Raw genomic sequence first — 22,462 nt, 5'->3', positions numbered from 1 at the left:
GCACGTCATCGCGTCAAACCGCGTGATCGCTCCACCGAAATGACATTTTGTCGAAGCACGGACGCTCTGCGCTTTCTTCCACATTCACCACCTCTCCTTTGCCTGCAGCCAGGAATCCTTCCTCTGGCAAGCTCTTTCTCGTGTTGACCTCTCCCCGCGTTGCTGCACGCCCCGCAACAGCGCCGCCAGCACGCCTGGTGATTCCCCAGCAGCGCGCCTTCCGGCCACCCTCACGCGAAGCGGAAAAGCGTTTTTATATCAACCCTTTGGCAGAAGCGTCCAGCCACCGGAAAGACGGCGCGATTGTTGCTATTCCGAGCGGGCGGGCGCCTTGACGGGCGCCCCCGGTCAACCCCTCTTCAGCCAAGAAAGACATCATGAAAACCGCCATCTTCCTCGCCGCCCTGCTTGCCGCCGGCACCACCAGCGCCTTCGCCCAGACCGCCGCCCCGGCGCAGCAGGCAGCTCCGGCCAAGCCCTACGTGGCGCCGCCGTGGACCTACAAGACCAAGCAGCTCAACCGCGCCGAGGTCGACGCCCTGCTGGCCAAGCCCGGTGAAGTGCTGGTGCTCGACGTGCGCCGCCCCGACGAACTCATCACCCGCGGCAGCTTTCCGGTCTTCCTGAGCATCCAGTTCGGCGAGGTGGAGAAGTACCTGGCCTACATCCCCAAGGACCGCAGCATCATCACCGTGTCCAACCGCGCCCACCGGGCCGGCGACATCGGCGACAAGCTGACCGCCAAGGGCTACAAGATCGCCGGTGCGGCCGGCTCCCTGGACTACGAGGACCAGGGCGGCAAGGTCGCCCGCATCACCGCGCCGGCGCCGCGCGCCGCGGCCAACTAAGGCCACCCCGGCGCTGGCGTGCTCAGCCCTGACGGCGCACTGGCCGGGCGTAGAATGGCGCCCGGACCGGACAACAGGGAATCCACCGCGCATGGAAGCACGTCGATACGGAGTTCAACAGGTGTCCTACGCCCTGGCCGGCGCAGGCATTCTGGCCATCCTCAACCTGCACCTGCTGCAGGCCCTCTTTGCCGGCATGCTGGTCTTCATGCTGATCCACCTGGCCCAGCCCCTGCTCGGCCGCCACGTCACCGGCCTGCGCGGCCGCCAGCTGGCCACTGCAGTGCTGGCCATGCTGGTGATCGCCGCGGTGGTCGGCCTGGGCCTGTGGATTGGCGACATCCTGCACGGACATGGAGACCTCGACGCGATCTGGGCCAGGATGGCTGAAACCCTCGACGGCGCCAATGACGTGATCCCCCCCTGGCTGCTCGGCCGTCTGCCCAGCAGCGGCCCCGAACTCAAGGCCGAGGCCTCGCACTGGCTGCGCGAACACGCGCCGGAGCTGCGCCTGCTTGGCAAGGAGGCCGGCCTGGCCGCCGCCCACATCCTGCTTGGCATGGTCATCGGCGCCATGGTGGCGGTGCAGGAGCTGGCCGCCAGCGAGCAGCACCGCCCGCTGGCCCGCGCCCTGCTGGAACGCATCGGCGCCTTTTACAACGCCTTCCGGCGGGTCTTCGTGGCCCAGGGCAAGATCGCCGCGATCAATGCCTTCTTCACCGGCATCTACCTGCTGGGCATCCTGCCCGCCGTCGGCTACCACCTGCCCTTCAGCAAGACCATGGTGCTCATCACCGCCCTGGTGGGCCTGTTACCGGTGGTCGGCAACCTGATCTCCAACTCCATCATCGTCATGATCAGCTTCTCGGTGTCACCCCAGGCCGCGTTGCTGTCGCTGCTCTTCCTGGTGCTGCTGCACAAGGCCGAATACTTCCTCAACGCCCGCATCGTCGGCGGCGAGATCAACGCCAAGGCCTGGGAGATCCTCATCGCCATGGTGCTGATGGAAGCCCTCTTCGGCTTCGGCGGCGTGGCCATCGCCCCGGTGGTGTATGCCTGGATCAAGAACGAGCTGCGCAGGGAGGCGCTGATCTGAGCGCACCACCGGCAGGGCATTGATTCACCCGGCCACAGTGGCAGAGTCCATTCCGGTTACGGACGGATTGGAACGATGATGGGAGCATCTGCCCTCCCATACCTCCAGCCAATCAGCAAGGACACCCGATGCACCGCCGCCGCTTCCTGCTCGCCCTCCCCTTCGCCTGGGCCGCCCACGCCCAGAACCGGCCCCTGCCGCTGGCCAGCCCGGTGGATGCCGTGCATGTCTATATCGTCCCCACCGACGACATCTCGGAAGAGACCGCCGGCAGCATCGCCCGCGCGCTGAGCAGCGAGAGCGGCCTGTGGATCAAGTCCACCCTGTGGACGCCGGTCGACGGCCTGGAGCCCTTCGCCGGCACCAACCAGTACGCCGCAGAGGATTTCTTCCCCATCCCGCAGCGGCTGTCCCGGGTGCTGCGCGACGTGTCGCCGCGCACCTATTTCATCGTGCTGACCACCCGCGACATCAACGCGCGCAGCCGCAATTTCCGCTTCCAGTACTCGTACCACAGCCCCATGACCAACACCTCGGTGCTGTCGGTGGCGCGCCTGCGCTACCAGATCGACGGCACGCCGGCGCCGGTGGACCTGGTGGTCAGCCGGGTCACCAAGATGCTCATGCGCATCGTCGGCGAGATGCGGATGGGCTGGAAGCGCAATGGGGATCCTGCGGACCTGATGTACGCCCCCATCATGTCGGTCGAGGACATCGACCGCATGAACCTGAGTCACACCATCAGGAGCCGCAAGGAGGCGCTCTGAGATCAAGCCTCCGCCGGAGCGCACGCGCTCCGGCAAGCAGCCCGGATCGGGGCCTCAGCCCCTGCCCCGTCAATCCTTCTTGCGGAAGTCGTCGTGGCAGCCCTTGCAGGTGGCGCCGAGCTTGCCGAACTGGACTTTCACCGCGGCGGCGTCGCCCGTGTTGGCCACCTTGGCCAGTTCATTGGCTTCGCTGATGAACTTGCGGGCGGCTTCGCCGGCCTTGGCGCCATCGGTGAACAGTTCCGGCTTCACCGAGGTCTCGCGCCAGCCCTTGCCGGTTTCGGTGCCGGCCGGGTACAGGGCGCCCAGGCCGGAGTTGGCGATGGCGGCGATGCCATTGGCGGCGCGGATCACATCATCCTTGTTGTAGGTGCCATCCACGCTGGCCTTGATGCGGCCGTTGTACCAGGCGAGGGTCTGGTACACCGACTGGCGCCACTTGATCACCTGCTCGGGCTTGGGTGCCTGCTGGGCGATGGCCGCCGACGAGGCGGCGGAGACGAGCAGGATGGCGAGCAGGGGTTTGACGAGCTTCTTCATTGTTTCTCCGGATGGTTCAGGTTGGTATTGCGTTGGACGGTCGCCCTCAGGTCTTGAGGTGCGTCCTGAAGAACGCCACGCTGCGCTGCCAGGCCAGCTGGGCGGCCTTGGCATCGAAACGCGGTGTGGTGTTGTTGTTGAAACCGTGCTGGGTGCCCGGGTAGAAATACGCCTCGTACTTCACCCCGGCGGCCTTCAGCGCCTCTTCGTACTTGGGCCAGCCGGCGTTGATGCGCTCGTCGTTCTCGGCGTAATGGATCAGCAGCGGGGCCTTGATCCTGGCGGCCTCCTCGGCGGGCGGCTGACCGCCATAGAAGGGCACCGAGGCGGCCAGGTCGGGGATGCGGGTGGCCAGGAAGTTGGCCACCCCGCCGCCATAGCAGAAGCCGGTGACACCAACCTTGCCGTTGCCCTGGGGCAGCTTCTTCAGGTAGGCCGCGGCGGCAACGAAGTCCTCGCGGGTCTTGTTCTGGTCCAGCTTCGGGAAGAGCTCGCGGGCCTTGTCCTCGTCACCCGGATAGCCTCCCAGGGGGAACAGCGCATCCGGCGCAAAGGCGATGAAGCCGTCCAGCGCAAGGCGCCGGGCGATGTCCTCGATATGCGGGTTGAGGCCCCGGTTCTCATGCACCACCAGCACGGTGGGCAGCTTGCCGCTGGCATTGGCCGGCACCACCAGGTAGCCGCGCAGGGTGCCGTAGCCGGCGGGCGACGGAATCTCCACGAAGCTGCCCTTGATGCGGGCATCCGTCGGCTGGACCTCCTGGGCCTGGGCGAAGTTGGGGCTCAGGGCGGCCAGCAGGCCCTCGGCGCTCACCCCGGCCACGGCGTACTTGCCAGCGCTCTTCAGGAACTCGCGGCGCGGGATGAGGCCATGGACGTACTTGTCGAAGAGCTTGAGGACTTCCGGATCAAAATCGGCAACGGTCTTGCGGGTCATGATGTGAGTCTCCTGGGGTGTCGTGTCGGGATGGCGCGAGGGCCTTACTTGGCGCGGCCAGTGTAGCCGGCGGTAAGAACCGGCACACGCCACACGGAACCGCTGCCAACCACGTAGAGCTGCTTCTTGTCCGGCCCAGCGAAGGCCAGGTTCTGGGGACGCTTGGGCAGGGCGATGGTTCCCAGCGCCTCGCCCTTGCTGTTGAAAACCTGCACCCCGGCATTGGAGGCCACGTAGAGGCGCCCCTCCGCATCCACCGCCAGACCGTCGGCGCCGCTGGTCGGGCCGTTCTCGGTCTGACGGAAGCCTTCCAGCTTGGCGAACTCTCGCTTCGGGCCGACCTTGCCGTTGGCGGCGATGTCGAAGGCAAGCACATGCTCGCCAGCGGTGTTGGCCACGTAGAGGGTCTTCTCGTCCGGGCTCAGCTGGATGCCATTGGGCCGCGTGATGTCGTTGGCGATGCGCTCAAGCAGGTATTCCGGCGAGATGCGATACACCGCCGGCTTGGCCGTCTTGCTCAGATCAGGCTTGGGGTTGGCGTTGGCATTCACGCCGGAATCGGTGAAATACACAAAGCCCTTGCGGTCCACCACCAGGTCATTCGGGCGGCCCAGGTTGAGGCCGCCGTCCACCTTGCCGACCAGGCTGCGGGCATTACCCTGGGGCTGGATCACCCCGACCTTCGGGTCGAGGGTCTGCACGGTCACCAGGTCACCGTTGGGCGCAAAGGCCAGGGCATTGGAGCCGTTGGCGCCGGACAGATAGACCGAGGTCGAACCATCCGGCGCGACGCGGATGATCTTGTCGTTCTGGTTCTCGGTGAACAGCAGACCACCGTCGGGCGCGGCGATCGGGCCTTCGGTGCCCTTGAAGCCGTCCTTGATCAGCTCGATCTTCGTACCAGCATTGACCACGCCGGCAATCGCCGGGGTGATCTCCTGGGCCAGGGCGGAACCCGCTGCGGCCAGCACGGCGAGCGAGGCGATCGAAGTACGCAGGGCTTGGGTGGGAGCTTTGAGTTTCATGGCTATGGTCGATGGCACGGGTCAGTGGCAAGGGGTGGAAGGCGGGCGGCAGCAGCGGCCCATGGCCAGACCCAGTGCACTCAACGTGCCAGTTGCCGCGCGGAGGCTGGTCTCATTCCGTCCCCCTGCTTCATTCATTTGATTTATCGGGAGAAATGCCGCCGGGCGGGACGCTGAATACCCCTTGCGATGGCGGGGTCGAACGGCGCTGCGGGCTGTTGCCCAGCCCGCAAGCTGTTGCGATCGCAACGCTGCTGCTGCCTGAGGAGCAGCAGCGTCGCGCAGCGCCCTAGAGCAGCTCCACCTGCACCGTATCCAGGCTGCCGCTGAAGCTGAAAGGCACCTTGTATTCGCCGCTGACCGGGGTGCCCAGGTCGGCGCCGATGTCCAGGGTGTCGTAGCTGCCATAGGCGATCTTGCTGATGCGGCCTTCGCCCACCTGCTTGCCATTCACGTACAGGCGGCCGGTGCCCGGCACCGCGGGCTGCGGCTGACCGGGGCCGGCCGCGGCGGGCGCGGCGGATGCGGAGGATACAGGGCCATCCGGCTCGAAGCGGAACTCCACCTGCACCTTGCCCCGCGGCAGGCGTTCCGAAGCGACGATGTAGCCACTGCGATGCCCGTGGGCGTTGGCCTCGTAGCTCAGGCGGCCGTCCTTCACGAACAGGCTGAAGCCGCCCCAGCGGCCCCCATCGGCGATGATCACACCGTCCCCGCCCTGGCCCGACAGGTCCAGCCCGGCGCGGATGCTGTGGGCCCGGCGGGTCACGTCAGGGCCGTTGCGGCTGGGGATGCGCCCCACCCCGGCGCGGTAAGTGAACAGCTTGCGGCCGGCCGTAAGGCTGGGGCGGCCGACGCCCGCGTCCGGCGCCAGCGGATAAACGTCATTGGCCCACGCCTCCTTGTCGAAGGCGGCCACCAGCTCGGCCAGCTTTCCGGGGTTCTGCTCGGCCAGGTTGCGGGACTGGGTGAAGTCCTCGTCCAGGTTGTACAGCTCCCATTTGCGGGTGCCGAAGGGAGCCTGGTTGAGGGCCGAGTTGGCGCCCTGGGTCACCAGCCGCGAGCCGGCCCACCAACCATCCTTGTAGATGCCGCGGGTGCCGCGGATCTCGAAGTACTGCAGGCTGCGGCGGGAAGTGGCGCGCGGCTCATCGAAGCTGTAGCCCAGGCTCTTGCCCGACAGGGGCACCTGATCGACGCCCTCCACCTTCTGCGGGAAGCGGATGCCCGCCAGCTCGTAGATGGTCGGCGCGATGTCGGTGGCGTGGCTGAACTGGCTGCGCACCGTACCCCTGTCCTTGATGCCCTTGGGCCACGACACCACCAGCGGGTTGCGGGTGCCGCCCAGGTAGGCGGGGATGCCCTTGCCGTACTGGAAGGGCGTGTTGTCGGCCCATGCCCAGGCGGAGCCCACCTGGTTGTCGAAGGCCGGGCCGCCCAGCTCCTCGATGCGCCTGACCCGCTCCGCGACGGTAGCCGGGGTGCCATCCGGGCTCACCAGGTCGCGGCCCAGCAGGGCGGTGTTGGCCTCGGCACCGTTGTCGCCGACGATGTAGAAGACGATCGTGTTGTCGCCCTTGCCCTGGGCCCGGATCTCGGCCAGCAGGCGGCCCACCTGATAGTCGGTGTAGGCCAGGTAGGCGGCCGTCACCTCGGCCTCGCGGGCCAGCAGGCGGCGCTGTTCGGCGGGCAGCGAGTCCCAGGCCGGCAGCTCGGGCGGGCGCGGCGTCAGCACCGCATTGGCGGGGACCACGCCCTTGGCCTTCTGGCGCGCGAAGATCTCCTCCCGCAGGGCATCCCAGCCCTTGTCGAAGCGCCCCTTGTAGCGGTCGATCCAGTCCTTCGGCACATGGTGCGGCCAGTGGGTGCCGCCGGGGGCGAACCACACGAAGAAGGGCTTGTCCGGGTACACCGCATCCACGTTGCGCAACCAGCGGGTGGCCTCGTCGGTCATGTCGGCGGTCAGGTGGTAGCCCTGCTGCGGCGTCGCCTTCGGTTCGATGGCCGTGGTGTTGCGGAACAGGCGCGGCTCCCACTGGTTGTCGGCGCCGCCGTGGAAGCCGTAGAAGAACTCGAAGCCCAGGCTGGTGGGCCAGTGGTCGAAGGGCCCCACCGGGGTGATCTCCCACTCCGGCGTGTTGTGCCACTTGCCGAAGGCTGCGGTGCTGTAGCCGTTCTGGCGCAGCACCTCGGCCAGCGACACGGTGTCCTTGGCCCACACCGAGTTGTAGCCGGGAAAGCCCGCCGAGGCGCCGGCCACGTTGCCGAAGCCGGCCTCGTGGTGGTTGCGGCCGGTGAGGATGGCGGCGCGGGTCGGCGAGCACAGGGCCGCCACGTGGAACTGGTTGTAGGACAGGCCGTTCTGCGCCAGCGCCTCCAGCGCCGGCGTCTCGGCCACCCCGCCGAAGGTGGACGACTGGGCGAAGCCCACGTCGTCGAGGAGCACCACCACCACGTTGGGCGCGCCCTCGGCGGCCTTCACCTGCTTCGGCCAGGCGGGGGTGGATTGAGCCTTGTCCGGCGCGATCCGGCCGGCAAAGGGCTCGGGCGGACGCGGCAGGACCTGGGCCGCCTGCTGGGCCTGGGCGGCGATGGAGGCCAGGGCCAGGGCGATGGCCAGGGGGAGGGTCTTGGATCTCATGCGGAAGGGTCTCTCGGGCAAAGGTAAGGAGGAGTGGAAGCCTTGCTGGGCCCGCGCAGGCACGACTTCAGCTGCTCGAGCGGGGGCCTTTACTGGGCGGTTTTCCTTTGTTTAGCGTTGAATTGGCCGGGAATTCGCCCCGGCGGGCGACCCCTTTCTTTGCGTCGCCAAAGAAAGGGGGAAAGAAAGGCGACCCGGCTTCCCCGGTCGTTCGCGTAGCGAACGACTCCCCTGCGCTGCTCGCATCGGGCGGCCGGCGCGGAACTCGTCGGCTACGCCTCCTCAGACAGCCGCGCCGGAAAGCCCCGCCCGATACTCCGCTGCTCGGCGGGTCAGAACGGGCTTTTCGCAAACACCGCGCGTTTGCTGAAGCAGGGGACGATGTTCGACGCAAAGGCAAAACCCCAGCGCCTCGCATCCGCCGGATTTTCCGTAGAGGCTCGGTGCTTGGCGAAAGCCCGTTCCGACCCGCCGAGCAGCGGAACGGCAGGCGGGGAAGTCCGGCGCGGCTGTTTGAGCCCGAAGGGCGAGTTCCGCGCCGGCCGCCTGGCGTGAGCAGCGCAGGGCAGTCATTCGCGCAGCGAATGACCGGGGAGGCGGGTCGCCTTCTTTGCCTCCTTTCTTGGCGAAGCAAGAAAGGAGGTCGCCCGCCGGGGCGAAATCCCGGCCAATCCAACTCAAAACAACGGAAAGCCGACCAACAAAGGCACCCCCTCTCAAAAAGACGAGTAGACGCACAGACCGTACCACCCCAAATCCCCCCTCCGACCGGGGTTTGACGGCCCGGACACCACCGCCACTGCTGCGCACTCAACCGCAGCGCAGCAAAGCTGCTGCCCAGCCAACACCCGCCCCGCCGCCCGCCAGACGCCAAGCCGCATCCGGCAAGGCCTGGCCCGCGTGGAACGGAATTTGCCCGGGGAAAGGGTTTGCTTGCTCCCGGCGGGCCGCCCTGGTGCGCCTGCCCCCGCCTCCATGTGGATCGTCAATATCGCCCTGCGCCGCCCCTACACCTTCGTGGTGATGGCGCTGCTCATCCTGCTGTCCATGCCCTATGTGCTGCGGAAGATGTCCGTGGACATCTTCCCGTCCATCGACATCCCGGTGGTGGCCATGCTCTACAACTACAGCGGCCTGCCGGCCCCGGAGGTGTATAGCCGCATCACCCGCAGCGCCGAGCGCTCGATGACCCAGTCGGTGGACAACATCGAGCACACCGAATCCATCTCGGTGGCGGGCGGCGCGGTGGTGAAGGTCTTCTTCCAGCCCGGCACCGACGTCGGCACCGCCCTGGCCCAGGTGCAGTCCGGCGCCAACGCTGCCTATCGCTCGATGCCGGCCGGCATTGCCCCGCCGCAGGTGGTGCAGTACTCGGCCACCGACCTGCCGCTGCTGCAGGTCGGCGTGTCCAGCGCCACCGTGCCGGAGACCGAGGTGGGCGAGCTGACCAACGACGTGGTGCGCAACACCCTGCGCATGAAGAAGGGCGTGGAGCTCACCGCGCCCTTCGGCGCCCGCAACCGGCAGATCTCGGTGGACATCGACACCGCCGCCCTGCTCGCCCGCGGCATCACCCCCGCCGACGTGACCAACGCCATCGGCAACCAGACCCTGACCCTACCCACCGGCATCATCAAGATCGGCAGCCAGGAATACGACGTGGCCCTCAACGGCTCGGTGGCCACGATTGCCAAGATCGGCGACATCCCGATCAGGACCGTCAATGGCAAGACCGTCCACGTGCGCGACGTGGCCAGCGTGCGCGACGGCGCCGGGCCGCTCACGACCATCGTGCGGCAGAACGGCGAGCGCGGCATCCTGACCTCGGTGTTCAAGGTGGGCGGCGTGTCCACCCTGGAGGTGGTGGACCAGGTGCGCAGCGAGCTGCCACGCATCATGGACAGGCTGCCCGAGGACATGACCGTCAAGCTGATGTTCGACCAGTCGCTATTCGTCCGCGCGGCCATCGGCAACGTGCTCCACGAGGCCCTCATCGCCGCCTCGCTGACCGCCGCGATGATCCTGCTGTTCCTGGGCAACTGGCGGTCCACCTGCATCATCGCGGTGTCCATCCCGCTGTCGATCTGCTGCTCGCTGATCGCCCTCTACCTGCTCGGCGAGACCCTCAACCTGATGACCCTCGGCGGCCTGGCCCTGGCGGTGGGCATCCTGGTGGACGACGCCACCGTCGAGATCGAGAACATCGAACGCCAGATGGCCCTCGGCAAGAATCCCCACCAGGCCATCCTCGACGGGGCGCAGGAGATCGCCGTGCCGGCCTTCGTGTCCACCCTGTGCATCTGCATCGTCTTCGTGCCGATGTTCTTCCTCAGCGGGGTGGCGCGCTCGCTGTTCGTGCCGCTGGCCGAGGCGGTGGTGTTCGCCATGCTGGCCTCCTACCTGCTGTCGCGCACCCTGGTGCCGACCCTGGTGATGTACATGCTGGCCTCGCAGCACGGCGCTCACCGGCCGGCGCCGGCAGCAGGCCTGGCCGCCGCCTTCCACCGGCTGCATCTCGGCTTCGAGGCCGGCTTCCAGCGGCTGCGGGAACACTACACCGTGCTGCTGGCCGCCCTGCTGCGCCAACGCCGGCGCTTCGGCGCGGCCTTCCTGGGCCTCGGCCTGCTGTCCCTGGGCCTGGTGCCGCTGCTTGGGCAGGACCTCTTTCCGGCGGTGGACGCCGGGCAGATCCGCCTGCACCTGCGCGCCCCCTCCGGCACCCGCCTGGAGGAGATGCCCAAGCTCGCCGACCGGGTCGAAGCGGCCATCCGCGAAACCATCCCGGCGGCCGAGCTGGGCGACATCCTGGACATCGTCGGCGGCCCCTACTCCACCCGCAACACCTTGTTCGGCAACTCCGGCACCACCGAGACCGCCGACACCGAGATCATGGTCTCCCTGAAGCCCGGCCACGCCTCCAGCAGCACCTACATCACCCGGCTGCGGGCGCTGCTGCCGGAGCGCTTCCCGGGCGTGGAGTTTTTCTTCCAGCCCGCCGACCAGGTCAGCCAGACCCTCAACTTCGGCACCCCGGCGCCCATCGACATCCAGTTCATCGGCGGCAAGGCCAGCGAGGTGATCCCGCTGGCGGTGGAGCTCAACAACAAATTGCGGGCCATCCCCGGCGTGGTCGATGCCCATGTGTATCAACGCTGGAGCAAGCCGGCCCTGGCCCTCGACATGGACCGGGTGCGCCTGCAGCAGCTCGGCCTGGCCGCCAGGGACGTGGCCCAGAACGTGATGATCTCCCTGTCCGGCAGCATGCAGGCCTCGCCGGCCTACTGGCTCAACCCCGCCAATGGCAACACCTACACCATCGGCGTGCGCAGCCCGGAGACAGCCCTTGAAGACCTGGACGCCCTGCTGCGCACTCCGGTGGGCGCCAACGAGGACGGCCCGCAGCTCCTCGGCAACGTGGTGTCCCTGTCGCGCCAGGCCATGGCGCCCATGGTCACCAGCTACAACACCAACCTCATCTTCAACGTCTATGCCAACGTGGAAGGCCGCGATCTCGGCAGCGTCAGCCGCGACATCGACGCGCTGCTCGACGGGATCCGCCCGAAGCTGCCCCGTGGCGTGGACCTGGTGCTGCGCGGCCAGGTGGAGACCCTGCACAGCGCCTTCGCCGGCCTGGCCCTCGGCCTGGCGGTGGCCATCCTGCTGGTGTACCTGCTGCTGGTGATCAACTTCCAGTCCTGGCTCGACCCGCTGATCATCATCAGCGCCCTGCCCGCCGCCCTGGCCGGCATCGCCTGGCTGCTCTTCCTCAGCGGCACCCCCCTCAGCGTGCCGGCCCTCACCGGCACCATCATGACCATGGGGGTGGCCACCGCCAACTCGATCTTGCTGGTGTCCTTCGCCCGTGGCCGGCTGGCCGACGGTGTGCCCCCCGTCAGCGCCGCGCTGGAAGCCGCCTCCACCCGCCTGCGGCCGGTACTGATGACTGCCTTCGCGATGATCGCCGGCATGCTGCCGATGGCCCTGGGCGTGGGCGAGGGCGCCGAGCAGAACGCCCCCCTGGGCCGCGCCGTGATCGGCGGCCTGGCCTTCGCCACCGCCTCCACCCTGCTCTTCGTCCCCCTCGTCTTCGCCGCGGTACACCTGCGGCTGGCGCACCGCGGGCTCCGCCACCAAGCGGCCCTCGCCTGACCCACACGGAACACCATCATGTCCGACCACTGCTCCCCACCGCTCACCGCCCACACCGGCGGCCGGACCCTGCGCTATGCCCGCGTCGCCGGCTTCAGCCTGATCGGCCTGCTGCTTGCCGGCGGCGGCCTGCGCCTCGCCCTGCAGCACCAGGAGGCCCGCGCCCTCGAGCAGCGCACCGCCGCCAGCCTGACCCGCAATGTATCCACCGTGGTGGCCCGCCCCGGCGACGGCCAGCGCAGCGTCACCCTGCCCGCCACCCTGCAGGGCCGCAGCGAGATCACCCTGCTGGCGCGCAGCGGCGGCTACCTGGCGGCCTGGCACAAGACCATCGGCCAGCGCGTGAAGAAGGGCGAGCTGCTCGCCACCATCGAAGCCCCCGAGCAGGACCAGGAGCTGGAACAGGCCCGCGCCGCCCGCGAGCAGGTGCGGGCCCGCCTCGAGCTGAGCCGCGCCACCCTCAAGCGCTGGGAACACCTGGCCAGCCTCGACAGCGTGGCCCGCCAGGATCTGGATGAGAAGCGCAGCGCCGCCGTTCAGGCCCGCGCCGACCTGGCCGCCGTGGAGGCCAACGTGCGCCGCCTCGAGCAGCTCAAGCAGTTCCGACGCATCCACGCGCCCTTCGACGGGGTCATCACCCGGCGCAGCGTGGAGGTGGGCGACCTGATCGCCGCCAACGGCAAGGAGCTCTTCGCCCTCGCCCAGACCGACCCCCTGCGCCTGACCCTGTGGATTCCCCAGGTGTATGCCAGCGAGATCAGCCAGGGCCAGGAGGTGAGCCTGCGCATCCCCGAAAACCCGGGCAAGAAGCTCAGCGCCCGGGTGGCCCACGCCGCCGGCGCCCTCGACCCCGTCACCCGCACCCGCCAGGTCGAGCTGGAGCTGCCCAACCCGGACGGCAAGCTGCTGCCCGGCACCTATGGCGAGGTCAGCTTCAAGCTGTCGAGCAGCGCCAAGGCCTTGCTGGTGCCCACCAATGTGCTGGTCACCGGCCAGAACGGCAACCAGGTGGTGGTGGTGGGCAAGGACAACACGCTCAGCTTCCGCAAGATCACCCTGGGCCGCGACCTCGGCCGCGACATCGAGGTGCTGGCCGGCCTGGAAGCCGGCGAGGTGCTGGTCAGCAGCCCCTCCGATCTGCTCGCCGACGGCGAGACCGTCAACCCCAAGGCCCTGCCCGACAAGAAAGGCAAGGACGCGCCCGGCGGCAAACCCTCCGGCCCGGCCAGGGCCGCCAGCAACGACACCGCCCCCGACACCCCGCCCGCCCGCAAGGGCTGACCCCAGGAGCCCACCCCCATGAAATCCCTGCTGCCCATCCTCCTCACCCTGAGCGCCACCCTGCCCGCCCACGCCGGCAAGGTGGACAACGGCGTCTGGAGCCACGCCTGCGGCCCGCGGCCCGCCACGGTGAACCTCGAGCTGAAGAACGCCGACGCCTTCAACAAGAGCGTCGGCGCCGTCAACGGCTACCGCCAGGCCCAGCGCGCCTGGCTCGACTGCCTGCAGAAGGAGGGCAACGCCGACATCCAGGCCACCAGCCAGCTGATCAGCCAGTACATCAACGGCGAAGCCCAGGCGGCCCGGGAGATCAACGACAGGATCGCCGCCGATGCCAAGGCGGCGGATGCCAGGTTTGGTGAAGGAAAGTAGAGCCGGCCCGGCTCAGGCGCAGGCTTCGGCCGGCTGCCTCACCTGCCCGGCCACCGTGGGCACGGTGGCCAGCACGCGGCCGTCGCGGAAGCCCCACAGGCTGCCTGCCGGCATGCCGACCCAGGCTTCGTCGTGGGTCAGGGGAACGGTGGTGAGCACCACGCTGCGGGTGGCCGGGTCCACGCCCTGGCCGAGGTCGCAGTCCTCGTCGGTATCCACCAGCCGCACGCGCCGGCTGAACGGCGCCTGGCGCAGCACGTGGCTGAGCCGCGTCGAGCAGTGGGCCAGCATCAGCTCGCCGTCCGACAGCAGGAAGTTGATCACCCCATAGTGGCTGAGGGTCACCGCCGCCTCGCGCAGCCACGCGAAGAGGGTGTCGAAGTCCGGGCGCACATCGCCAAAGCGGCTCTGCAGGCCGTCCATCAGCCAGCAGAAGGCCCGCTCGCTGTCGGTGCAGCCCCGGGGCCGGAAATCCCCCTCCAGGCGCGGGACGAAGTCCACCAGGGTGCCGTTGTGGGCAAACACCCAGGGGCGGCCCCACAGCGTGCGCGAGAAGGGATGGGTGTTCTCCAGGCGCACCGTGCCCACCGTGGCCTTGCGGATGTGCGCCACGATGTTGGTGGCCTGGAAGGGATGCTCCGCCACCATTCCGGCCAGCTGCGACTGGCACGACGGATGGGGTTCATTGAGGATGCGCAGCCCGCCGTCCTCGAAGAAGGCGATGCCCCAGCCATCGGCGTGCTCGTCGGTACGCCCGCCGCGTGCCCGGAAGCCGGAAAACGACGCGCAGATGTCAGTGGGCAGATTGCTGTTGAGACCGAGGAGCTGGCACATGGTCGGGTTGCTTACGCACTCTCTGTCGATTCAGGGGTTTCCCGTTGGGGCTTCGCATGCTGTGCATGGCGCGGCGGGTTTTCACTCTCAACGGCCGGGATGCACCGAAAGTGGACACCAATTTCCGCAATTCGCATGAATGGCGTGAGCAAGCGCACGGATACGTGTGTCAATGCAAGACCCGCGCCAGGCTCAGGAAGCCGTGTTCATGGCTTTGGCGGGGTGGCTGATGGCATGCGCTGCGGGGAAATCAACACGATTCCGGCCAGCTGTGTTGAAGCGGCAGCAGCGGATGGCATCGGCGCGGCTGCCTGTGGCATCGGCGCGGCGGCTGATGGTATGGGAGGGGCTCGGTCAGTGTTCTTGTGCTTGAGCTTTTTACTGGGCGGCTTTCCGTTGTTCCGCGTTGAGTTGGCCGGGAGTTCGCCCCGGCGGGCGACCCCTTTCTTTGCGTCGCCAAAGAAAGGGGGAAAGAAAGGCGACCCGGCTTCCCCGGTCGTCCGCGTAGCGGACGACTCCCCTGCGCTGCTCGCATCGGGCGGCCGGCGCGGAACTCGTCGGCTGCGCCTCCTCAGACAGCCGCGCCGGACTTCCCCGCCCGCTGCTGCGCTGCTCGGCGGGTCAGAACGGGCTTTCAACAAGCACCGAGCCTCTGGGAAAATCCGGTGGATGCTAGACGCTGGGGCTTTGCTTGTGCGTTGATCATCACGCCCTGCTTCAGCAAACGCGCGGTGTTTGCGAAAAGCCCGTTCCGACCCGCCGAGCAGCGGAACGGCAGGCGGGGTAGTCCGGCGCGGCTGTCTGAGCCCGCAGGGCGAGTTCCGCGCCGGCCGCCTGCCGTGAGCAGCGCAGGGCAGTCATTCGCGCAAGCGAATGACCGGGGAGGCGGGTCGCCTTCTTTGCCTTCTTTCTTGGCGAAGCAAGAAAGAAGGTCGCCCGCCGGGGGCGGAGGCGGGGTTTCGCGGAGCACTGCTCCGCGCCGCCGTAGCCGGCCGGGTGTGCAAACCCGGCCGTGGGAAATTCCCGGCCAATTCAAGGCGGAAAAAAGGAAAGCCCCCCAGTAAAGCCCAGCAAGACCATTACAAGAGCAACAGCGGACTCTGCCCGTAACGCAGCACAGTGTTCGGCGCGGTGGCCGTACGGAGTCGGCGCCAAGGGTGGGCTTGCCGGACGATCATCACCCGCATCCGTGATGAGCCATCCACGCTCCGCTCAGGCCTGCGTGGCGCGGGAGAACAGCTGGATCACCGCCACCCCGGCGACGATCATGCCCATGCCGAGCATGGCCGGCACATCCAGGCGCTGGCCGTAGACCAGCCACGCCGCCAGGCTGATCAGCACGATGCCCGCGCCGGACCAGATGGCGTAGGCCACGCCGATGGAGACATGGCGCAGCGCCAGGGACAGGAAGAAGAAGGCCGCGGCGTAGCCGCACACCACCATGATGCTCGGCGCGAGGCGGGTGAAGCCGTCACACGCCTTCAGGGCTGAGGTGGCGAAGACTTCGCAGACGATGGCAAGGGCAAGGAACAGGTAGGGCATGGCGGAGGCGCTCCGTTGGGTGTTGGCGGAGCTTAGCCCGGGCCTCCCGCCCTGTCCCTCCTCCTTCGGAAGTAGTTCGGGAGCTAGAAGCCCATCTCCCGCCAGAAGACGCTCAGCGCCGTGCGCAGGAAGCGCAGGCCGGGGGCCTCCCAGCGGGCGGCGATGCTGAGATGGCCACGCCAGGCGTGCTGGTCGCTGCCCTTGTCATCGCTCACGTCCAGCACCACGCGATACACCGCCCGCTCGGGATAGAGCACGCCGGCCTTCTCACGGACCAGCAGGTGCCCGCCGAACTGGCTCGCCAGCTCGGGCTCCTGCAGCGTGCGCGAGGCATCCTGGTCGATGCTCGCCACCTTGAGGCTCAGCATCCCCCCGTCGCCGCCATCGAGGCTGAGCACGGCCCGGTTGCCCACGGCGATGCGCTGCACATCCTCGTCGTCCACATAGGTCACCACCTGCTGGGGGCCGACGCGCACCAGGCGGCCGAGCAGCTCCCGATGGGCCACCCAGTCGCCCACCCGGAGGTCGGGGTCCACGTCCCGCAACACGCCGTCGTAGGGCGCCACGGGGGCATAGCGGGCGGCATCGGCGGCGATGGTGTCGCGCTCGGCGCGGGCCGTGCCGAGCTGCTGGTCGAGCACCTGCCAGTCCTTGCGCGTCTCCGGATCGAACCCCGCCGCCGCCGACTGCCAGGACAGGCGCTCGCGACGGGCCCCGCTCTCCTCCTGGCGGGCCGCCAGCTGGGGCGACTCGAGGGCCATCAGCACGGCGCCGGCCGGCACCCGGGCACCGTTGGCGAAGTGGAGGGCCGCCACGCGCGCATGCTCCGGCGCATAGATGGGCAGTTGCTCGCGGGGCTGGAGCAGGCCGCTGCTGCTCACCCGCCCCGGCCAGGGCAGCACGAAGAGCATCAGCAGGAGCACCAGGATGCCCAGGCTGCGGCGCGCCCGCCGACTGCTGCGGATGGCCGCGGCACGCTCCCGCCAGGCCCGGAATTCACTCAATACAGGCAAGGTCACGAACCAGACGATCTCCACCATGAACAGGAATATCCCCACCGCCTTGATGAAGAAGTGATACACCAGCACCGCAATGCCGAGAAACACCGACAGGCGGTACAACCAGGTGAGCCAGGCGAACACGATCAGGCCGAGCGCCCGCGGCCGGGCCAGGTGCTCCGGCGGCGCCTCGCCCAGGGCGAACAGGCGCTCGCGCAGGTCCCAGCGCGCCATGGCAAAGGCGCGGGCATGCAGGTTGGGCATCTGCAGCGCATCGGCCAGCAGGAAGTAGCCGTCGAAGCGCATGAAGGGGCTGGCGTTGATGAGCACCGTGGACACCCAGGTGGTGGTGGACAGCATGAAGGCCACCGACTTGGGGATGCCCTCCGGCAGCCAGGCCCAGGCCAGGGTGGCCCAGGCGGCGATGATCAGCTCGGTGGCGATGCCCGCGCCGGCGACCTTCAGGCGCTGATCACGCCGGGTCAGCTTCCAGACCTCGTTGGTATCCGTGTAGGCCACCGGCCACAGCACCAGGAAGGCCATGCCCATGGTCGGCACCCGGCAGCCGAAGCGCTTGGCGGTGAAGCCATGCCCCAGCTCGTGGAGGGTCTTCACCACCAACAGGGTGGCACCGTAGGCCAGCATGCCGTCCCAGCTCAGCATGTCCACCAGCGTCGCCGAGAATTGATCCCAGGCCCGATAGACATTGACCAGCCCGAACACCCCGGCGAGCACGCTCAGCTGCAGGAAGGCCCTGCCGAACAGGAAGTCCAGGCGCCCGGCCCAGCGCCCGAGCCAGCGATCCGGACGGACCAGCGGAATGCGGAAGAACAGGTAGTTGTGGAGCAGCCAGCGCCCCAGCCCGCCGCGCCGCCGGCGCAGCGCCTCGGCCAGCTGCGGGGCCGTGCCCGGCTGCACCTGAAGCAACTGGTTGTGCTGCAGGAACTGCAGCATGGCCTCCACATCCTGCGGCCCGACCTGCAGGGTGGTCTCCGCCTCGATGTCGCCGACGATCGCCGCCGGCTCGCCCCACAGCCAGCGGCGCAGGATCTCGAAGCTCGGCCAGTCGATCTGGAAGAACAGGTTGCGCACCGGATCGTGCAGCGTCCACGTCGGCTGCCCGTCGGGCAGGCGCGGACCGGGCAGCAGGGCGAGCTCCTCGCGCAACGCGGGCAGGCGGATGGCGCTCATCAGATCGCCAGGTATTGCCGGATGCTGGCCAGCGGACGACGCAGGATCCAGTAGCCGAGCGGCACCCAGTCGCCATGCAGCTTGGCCGTGCCCTTGAGGCCCACACGCTGCCCGGCCGGTGCCTGGAGGGCGGCGCGGGCCCGGTAGGCATAGCTGCCGTCGGGCCGGAGGGTCGCGTCATGGTTGAGGTAGCGCAGCGTGCCGGGCACCGCCGAGAAGGGATTGGCCGCCAGGTAGAGGCTCACCGCGGCGCCCTCGGCCAGGGGAATGGCGTCGCCGATGGGGATCCAGGCCTCGATCTCCACGTCCTGAGGATCGGCCACCCGCATCACCCGCTCGCCGGTCTGCACCGGGCGGCCGATCCACTCGGAGGGGTCGTCGAAGAGCACCACGCCGTCGCGGGGCGCCAGCACCCTGGAACGCTCGAACTGGCTCGCCAGGAACTCGGCCTCGGCACGCTTCTCGCCGATCTTGCCCAGGAGCACGGCCAGCTGCCCCTTGGAGCGGACATCGGAGAGCGCCATCTGCGCAAACTGACGGTACTCGACCTCCGCCGTCGCGAGGGCCTGGCGCGCCACCTCGAGGCGGCTGGAAATGGGCGCATCGTCAAAGCTGAACAAGACCTGGCCGGCCTTCACCAGCTCGTTCGGACGCACCTGGAACTGGCCGATCACCCCGTCGAGCGGCGCCCGGATGACGGCCGGACGGGCCGGCACGAGTTCGCCCTGGGCCAGCACCGTCAGGCGCACCGGCACGAGCAGGAGCAGGGCCAGGGCGAGGGCCAGCTGGTTCGGCCGGCGTTTCCACCAGGGCAGCCGGGCATTGCGCTGGCGCCAGGACTGCAGCGCCTGGCGCCACTGCCCCGGCGACCACAGGGAAGGACGGAAACAGGCCAGCCAGGCGTGACGCCAGATCTGGCCCCACTCGGCGAACAAGGCGATGGCATCGTCGGAGAAAGGCGCCTCGCCCGCCACCAGGAAGCCGCCGACGCTGCTCCCAGGATGGGAAGGACTTGCGGCAAACGGCACCCACAAGGCTTCGGCAGGCAGCCACTCCTGCCATTCGAGCGCCAACCCGGCGGGCAGGTCGTCCGCCGTCAGCCGGCGCGGCAGCGCACTGTCGGGTGCCTTGGCCAGCGCCCGGCACACCTGCTCGAGCCACAGGGCGTAAGGGGCATTGGCTTCCGGCTGCATCACCCCCGACAAGGCCCGGATGCCGCTCGCCTCGAACCACAGGGCGGCCTGCCGGTAGGGCGCCAGCACGCGGCTGTCGTTCATCAGCATGAAGGCCAGCTCATCGGGACCCGAGGCATCCCGGGCCCGATGGGCGAGGTCGAGCAACAGCAGCAGCGGGCTGGCCGCCTGGGCCGGCGTCGCCAGATCCGTCATGAGCGGGACCGCTGGGCGGCCTGGACATCACGGGCCAGCGTCACCAGCCGCTCCGCCAGCCCCAGCGGGCGCCCTGCCATGCGCAACTGCTCCGACAGGCCGGGGCGCCCTTCCAGCATTGCACGTGGCGCCGCCTTGCCGACCCGGATGGTGAACACGGAGGTGACTTCCCGCCCCTGGTTGTCGCGGGCCACGACGCGGATCACCAGATCCCTATCCTGCCCCGGCGGCGGCGCCACCGTGAAAGTCCCGGCGCGCGCGTCGAAACGCACCCATCCCGGGAGCGCCTGGCCATTGACAAGCGTCGCACTCAAGCTCACCTGGGCGGTCGGATCGGTATGCACGAATGCATCCACCGGAATGCCAAGGCTGGTGCTCGTGCCAACCCGGACATCCGCGTTGCCGATCCCGCGGCCCAGTGCCAGGCCATCACTGCTGGAACTGCCCCCTGCCATCACGGCAATGTGGAAGCCGCTGCCACCGGTGGTTTCCGGCGGCAAGCCGCCCGTGCCGAGGCCACGCTCGGCACCGCTGGATCCGCTTCCCGTACCGCCAAGGCCGCCACTGCCGCCACTGCCGCCGGCACCGCCAAGACCGCCACCGAAGCCGCCGCCAAGACCGCCGCCGAAGCCGCCACCCGCGCTGCCACCCGCGCTGCCACCCAGGCCACCGCCGGCTGAGCTTCCGGCGCCGCCGAAGCCACCGACGCCCCCTCCCAGGGAGGATTCGCCCGAGGCGGACAGGAAGGTGGATTGGCCACCCGTCACCGGCGTCGGCGTATCCCCGGCGCCCGGCAAGGCTTGGCTCGGCGGTGCGAGCGGAGGTGCTGGAGGCAGCGGCGGAAGCACCGGCGGGAGCACCGGCGGCAGGGGCACGATCGTGCCGCTCGCCGCACTGGCAACCGCTGTGGCCGTGCCACGCCCGTCTGTGTAGCTGGCCACCACGCGCACCTGCTGACCGATCAGGTCTCCACCCACGGACAGCGTGACGCCGCTGGCGCCCGGAATATTGGTCCAGCCGCCCTGGCCGTCACTCACCTGCCATTGATAGCCCACCTCGCCCAGGCCATCGGGGTCGGCCAGGGTGTTGGAGGCGGTAAGGATCGCTCCAGGCTGCAGGCCGCCGGCAACACTCACCTCGCCGGTCGGCGCGTCGTCCACGTTGGCGACGCTCAGGCCGAAGCGGGTGGCCGCCTCTGCGCCACCTCCGTCGGTGGCGGTCAGGCGGATCTGCAGGACTCCCACGTCACCGTTGCCCGGCGTACCGCTGAAGGTCCGGGTGAGGGGATCGAAGAGCAACCATGCCGGCAGGGGACTGCCGTCGTCCAGGGTGGCCCGGTAGATCAGCGTGTCGCCACCATCCGGATCGATGAAGGTCGCTTCCGGAACGGTAAAGCTGAACGGCACATCCTGGCTGGCAGCCTGGGGTGCCACTTCGCCCCCCACCGTCGGTGCATCATCGTCGCCATGGATGGTGACGGTGAGGACGGCCTCCGCCGTCGCGCCCTGCCCGTCGCTGACCGTGTAGGTAAACACGTCGCTCAGGGTGGCGCCGCCGGCCGTCAGCGCCTTCACCGCCGCGTTGTTGCCATCCAGCACGTAGCGGTAGCTGCCGTCCGCACCGATCAGCAACTGACCATACAGGCCCGTCACAGTGGTCGCGGCGCTCTCGCTGGTGCTACCGCCAGCCACAGGGGCCGGGGTACCCGCAGCGCCGGCCAGAATCGCCGACACCGCCCGGGTATCGCCGGAGTCATGATCGGCATCGTTGCCGAGCACATTGCCCGTCGCATCAGCAGCACCTGCGGTCACTGAGGCGGAGTCGTCCGCAGGCAGCGGCGCATCATTGCGGCCGCTGATCTGGAACACTGCCGCCACGGAGGCCGTGGCGCTGCCGTCGCTCACCTGCACGCTGAAGCTGTCCGTCACGCTGGCCCCGGCCGCCAGGGCCTGGGTGTCGCTGTCGGCGTCGCCCAGGGCGTAAACGACTTGCCCGCTCGCCACTGTGAAGGTGGCCGTGCCGTAGGTGCCGGCCTTGGTGTAGGTGAGGCCGGCGTCCGCCGTGCTCCAGCCGTTGGCCAGCAGCCAGGCGCTGTCCCACTCGGCCGTGCCGTCCAGGTCGCCCTTGCTCAGGCTGATCGTGCTCGATGCGGTGCCCGCCGTGCCGTTGGACACGCCGCCGGCTTCCACCAGGGTGGCGGTCGGCGTGCCGGCCGTCACCGTCGGGGTGTCGTTGCTGCCGCTGATCTGGAACACCGCTGCCACGGAGGCCGTGGCGCTGCCGTCGCTCACCTGCACGCTGAAGCTGTCCGTCACGCTGGCCCCGGCCGCCAGGGCCTGGGTGTCGCTGTCGGCGTCGTCCAGGGCGTAAGCGACTTGCCCACTCGCCACTGTGAAGGTGGCCGTGCCGTAGGTGCCGGCCTTGGTGTAGCTCACACCGCTATCCGCCGTGCTCCAGCCGTTGGCCAGCAGCCAGGCGCTGTCCCACTCGGCCGTGCCGTCCAGGTCGCCCTTGCTCAGGCTGATCGTGCTCGATGCGGTGCCCGCCGTGCCGTTGGACACGCCACCGGCTTCCACCAGGGTGGCAGTCGGCGTGCCGGCCGTCACCGTCGGGGTGTCGTTGCTGCCGCTGATCTGGAACACCGCTGCCACGGAGGCCGTGGCGCTGCCGTCGCTCACCTGCACGCTGAAGCTGTCCGTCACGCTGGCCCCGGCCGCCAGGGCCTGGGTGTCGCTGTCGGCGTCGTCCAGGGCGTAAGCCACCTCGCCGCTCGCCACCGTGAAGGTGGCCGTACCGTAGGTGCCGGCCTTGGTGTAGCTCACACCGCTATCCGCCGTGCTCCAGCCGTTGGCC

General features: G+C 68.9%; 15 protein-coding genes. 6 read left to right on the top strand and 9 right to left on the bottom strand.

The features are described 5' to 3' along the window. Positions 1–377 precede the first annotated feature (377 nt). The 3 genes from HHL15_RS19430 (at position 378) to HHL15_RS19420 (ending at position 2,711) form a co-directional block, all read left to right on the top strand. The gene (locus HHL15_RS19430; RefSeq protein ID WP_169147469.1) at positions 378–848 is read left to right on the top strand and encodes a rhodanese-like domain-containing protein; all 471 of its coding nucleotides are present in this window, start codon (positions 378–380) and stop codon (positions 846–848) included. Positions 849–939: 91 nt separating this feature from the next. Next, positions 940–1,944 (top strand): AI-2E family transporter, encoded by a 1,005-nt coding sequence (locus tag HHL15_RS19425; protein WP_169147468.1) that lies wholly within the window; start codon positions 940–942, stop codon positions 1,942–1,944. Positions 1,945–2,072: 128 nt separating this feature from the next. Continuing rightward, positions 2,073–2,711 (top strand): hypothetical protein, encoded by a 639-nt coding sequence (locus HHL15_RS19420; protein WP_169147467.1) that lies wholly within the window; start codon positions 2,073–2,075, stop codon positions 2,709–2,711. Positions 2,712–2,780: 69 nt separating this feature from the next. Here the strand turns inward: HHL15_RS19420 and HHL15_RS19415 are convergent, their stop codons facing one another. The 4 genes from HHL15_RS19415 to HHL15_RS19400 all read right to left on the bottom strand — a co-directional run bounded on the left by HHL15_RS19415 (position 2,781) and on the right by HHL15_RS19400 (position 7,854). Next, positions 2,781–3,251, bottom strand: a complete 471-nt coding sequence (locus HHL15_RS19415) for a c-type cytochrome (protein WP_206198870.1) — start codon at positions 3,249–3,251, stop codon at positions 2,781–2,783. A gap of 46 nt (positions 3,252–3,297) precedes the next feature. Next, the gene (locus tag HHL15_RS19410) at positions 3,298–4,188 is read right to left on the bottom strand and encodes a dienelactone hydrolase family protein (RefSeq protein WP_169147466.1); all 891 of its coding nucleotides are present in this window, start codon (positions 4,186–4,188) and stop codon (positions 3,298–3,300) included. Positions 4,189–4,232: 44 nt separating this feature from the next. Beyond that, positions 4,233–5,213, bottom strand: a complete 981-nt coding sequence (locus HHL15_RS19405) for an SMP-30/gluconolactonase/LRE family protein (RefSeq protein ID WP_169147465.1) — start codon at positions 5,211–5,213, stop codon at positions 4,233–4,235. 289 nt (positions 5,214–5,502) lie between these two features. Next, positions 5,503–7,854 (bottom strand): arylsulfatase, encoded by a 2,352-nt coding sequence (locus HHL15_RS19400; RefSeq protein ID WP_169147464.1) that lies wholly within the window; start codon positions 7,852–7,854, stop codon positions 5,503–5,505. A gap of 975 nt (positions 7,855–8,829) precedes the next feature. Here HHL15_RS19400 and HHL15_RS19395 point away from each other — a divergent pair. From HHL15_RS19395 to HHL15_RS19385, 3 genes are read left to right on the top strand one after another with little or no spacing between them, the layout of a single operon-like run. Then, on the top strand, positions 8,830–12,003 hold the full coding sequence (locus tag HHL15_RS19395) for an efflux RND transporter permease subunit (protein ID WP_169147463.1): 3,174 nt from the start codon (positions 8,830–8,832) through the stop codon (positions 12,001–12,003). 18 nt (positions 12,004–12,021) lie between these two features. Then, positions 12,022–13,284 carry an efflux RND transporter periplasmic adaptor subunit gene (locus HHL15_RS19390; protein WP_169147462.1) on the top strand — a complete coding sequence of 421 codons (1,263 nt, stop codon included), beginning with the start codon at positions 12,022–12,024 and terminating at the stop codon, positions 13,282–13,284. Between the two features lie 18 nt (positions 13,285–13,302). After that, the gene (locus HHL15_RS19385; RefSeq protein ID WP_169147461.1) at positions 13,303–13,656 is read left to right on the top strand and encodes a hypothetical protein; all 354 of its coding nucleotides are present in this window, start codon (positions 13,303–13,305) and stop codon (positions 13,654–13,656) included. 12 nt (positions 13,657–13,668) lie between these two features. On the opposite strand, the gene HHL15_RS19380 is transcribed toward HHL15_RS19385, so the two are convergent. The 5 genes from HHL15_RS19380 to HHL15_RS19360 all read right to left on the bottom strand — a co-directional run. Further along, entirely contained in the window at positions 13,669–14,490 is an 822-nt protein-coding gene (locus tag HHL15_RS19380) for a class II glutamine amidotransferase (RefSeq protein WP_169147460.1), read from the bottom strand. Positions 14,491–15,702: 1,212 nt separating this feature from the next. Continuing rightward, entirely contained in the window at positions 15,703–16,032 is a 330-nt protein-coding gene (locus HHL15_RS19375; protein WP_169147459.1) for an SMR family transporter, read from the bottom strand. 83 nt (positions 16,033–16,115) lie between these two features. Beyond that, positions 16,116–18,221, bottom strand: a complete 2,106-nt coding sequence (locus HHL15_RS19370) for an HlyD family efflux transporter periplasmic adaptor subunit (RefSeq protein ID WP_206198869.1) — start codon at positions 18,219–18,221, stop codon at positions 16,116–16,118. Further along, positions 18,221–19,609, bottom strand: coding sequence for an efflux RND transporter periplasmic adaptor subunit (locus tag HHL15_RS19365; RefSeq protein ID WP_169147458.1), 1,389 nt, complete (start codon positions 19,607–19,609; stop codon positions 18,221–18,223). The genes HHL15_RS19370 and HHL15_RS19365 overlap by 1 nt, the downstream gene beginning before the upstream one ends. Beyond that, positions 19,606–22,462 (bottom strand): VCBS domain-containing protein (locus HHL15_RS19360; RefSeq protein WP_206198868.1); only part of this gene is annotated, 2,857 nt, incomplete at its 5' end. The genes HHL15_RS19360 and HHL15_RS19365, both read right to left, overlap by 4 nt.

This window comes from Zoogloea dura (assembly GCF_012927165.1).
Taxonomy (GTDB): Bacteria; Pseudomonadota; Gammaproteobacteria; order Burkholderiales; family Rhodocyclaceae; genus Zoogloea; species Zoogloea dura.
Note: the sequence above shows the minus strand (reverse complement) of the source record. Positions and strands in the feature narration are given on the sequence as shown.

Coding starts and splice junctions, on each gene's coding strand:
- HHL15_RS19385 (WP_169147461.1), top strand. CDS start 13,303: ATGAAATCCCTGCTGCCCATCCTCCTCACCCTGAGCGCCACCCTGCCC.
- HHL15_RS19415 (WP_206198870.1), bottom strand. CDS start 3,251: ATGAAGAAGCTCGTCAAACCCCTGCTCGCCATCCTGCTCGTCTCCGCC.
- HHL15_RS19410 (WP_169147466.1), bottom strand. CDS start 4,188: ATGACCCGCAAGACCGTTGCCGATTTTGATCCGGAAGTCCTCAAGCTC.
- HHL15_RS19425 (WP_169147468.1), top strand. CDS start 940: ATGGAAGCACGTCGATACGGAGTTCAACAGGTGTCCTACGCCCTGGCC.
- HHL15_RS19380 (WP_169147460.1), bottom strand. CDS start 14,490: ATGTGCCAGCTCCTCGGTCTCAACAGCAATCTGCCCACTGACATCTGC.
- HHL15_RS19370 (WP_206198869.1), bottom strand. CDS start 18,221: ATGAGCGCCATCCGCCTGCCCGCGTTGCGCGAGGAGCTCGCCCTGCTG.
- HHL15_RS19365 (WP_169147458.1), bottom strand. CDS start 19,609: ATGACGGATCTGGCGACGCCGGCCCAGGCGGCCAGCCCGCTGCTGCTG.
- HHL15_RS19430 (WP_169147469.1), top strand. CDS start 378: ATGAAAACCGCCATCTTCCTCGCCGCCCTGCTTGCCGCCGGCACCACC.
- HHL15_RS19375 (WP_169147459.1), bottom strand. CDS start 16,032: ATGCCCTACCTGTTCCTTGCCCTTGCCATCGTCTGCGAAGTCTTCGCC.
- HHL15_RS19405 (WP_169147465.1), bottom strand. CDS start 5,213: ATGAAACTCAAAGCTCCCACCCAAGCCCTGCGTACTTCGATCGCCTCG.
- HHL15_RS19400 (WP_169147464.1), bottom strand. CDS start 7,854: ATGAGATCCAAGACCCTCCCCCTGGCCATCGCCCTGGCCCTGGCCTCC.
- HHL15_RS19395 (WP_169147463.1), top strand. CDS start 8,830: ATGTGGATCGTCAATATCGCCCTGCGCCGCCCCTACACCTTCGTGGTG.
- HHL15_RS19390 (WP_169147462.1), top strand. CDS start 12,022: ATGTCCGACCACTGCTCCCCACCGCTCACCGCCCACACCGGCGGCCGG.
- HHL15_RS19420 (WP_169147467.1), top strand. CDS start 2,073: ATGCACCGCCGCCGCTTCCTGCTCGCCCTCCCCTTCGCCTGGGCCGCC.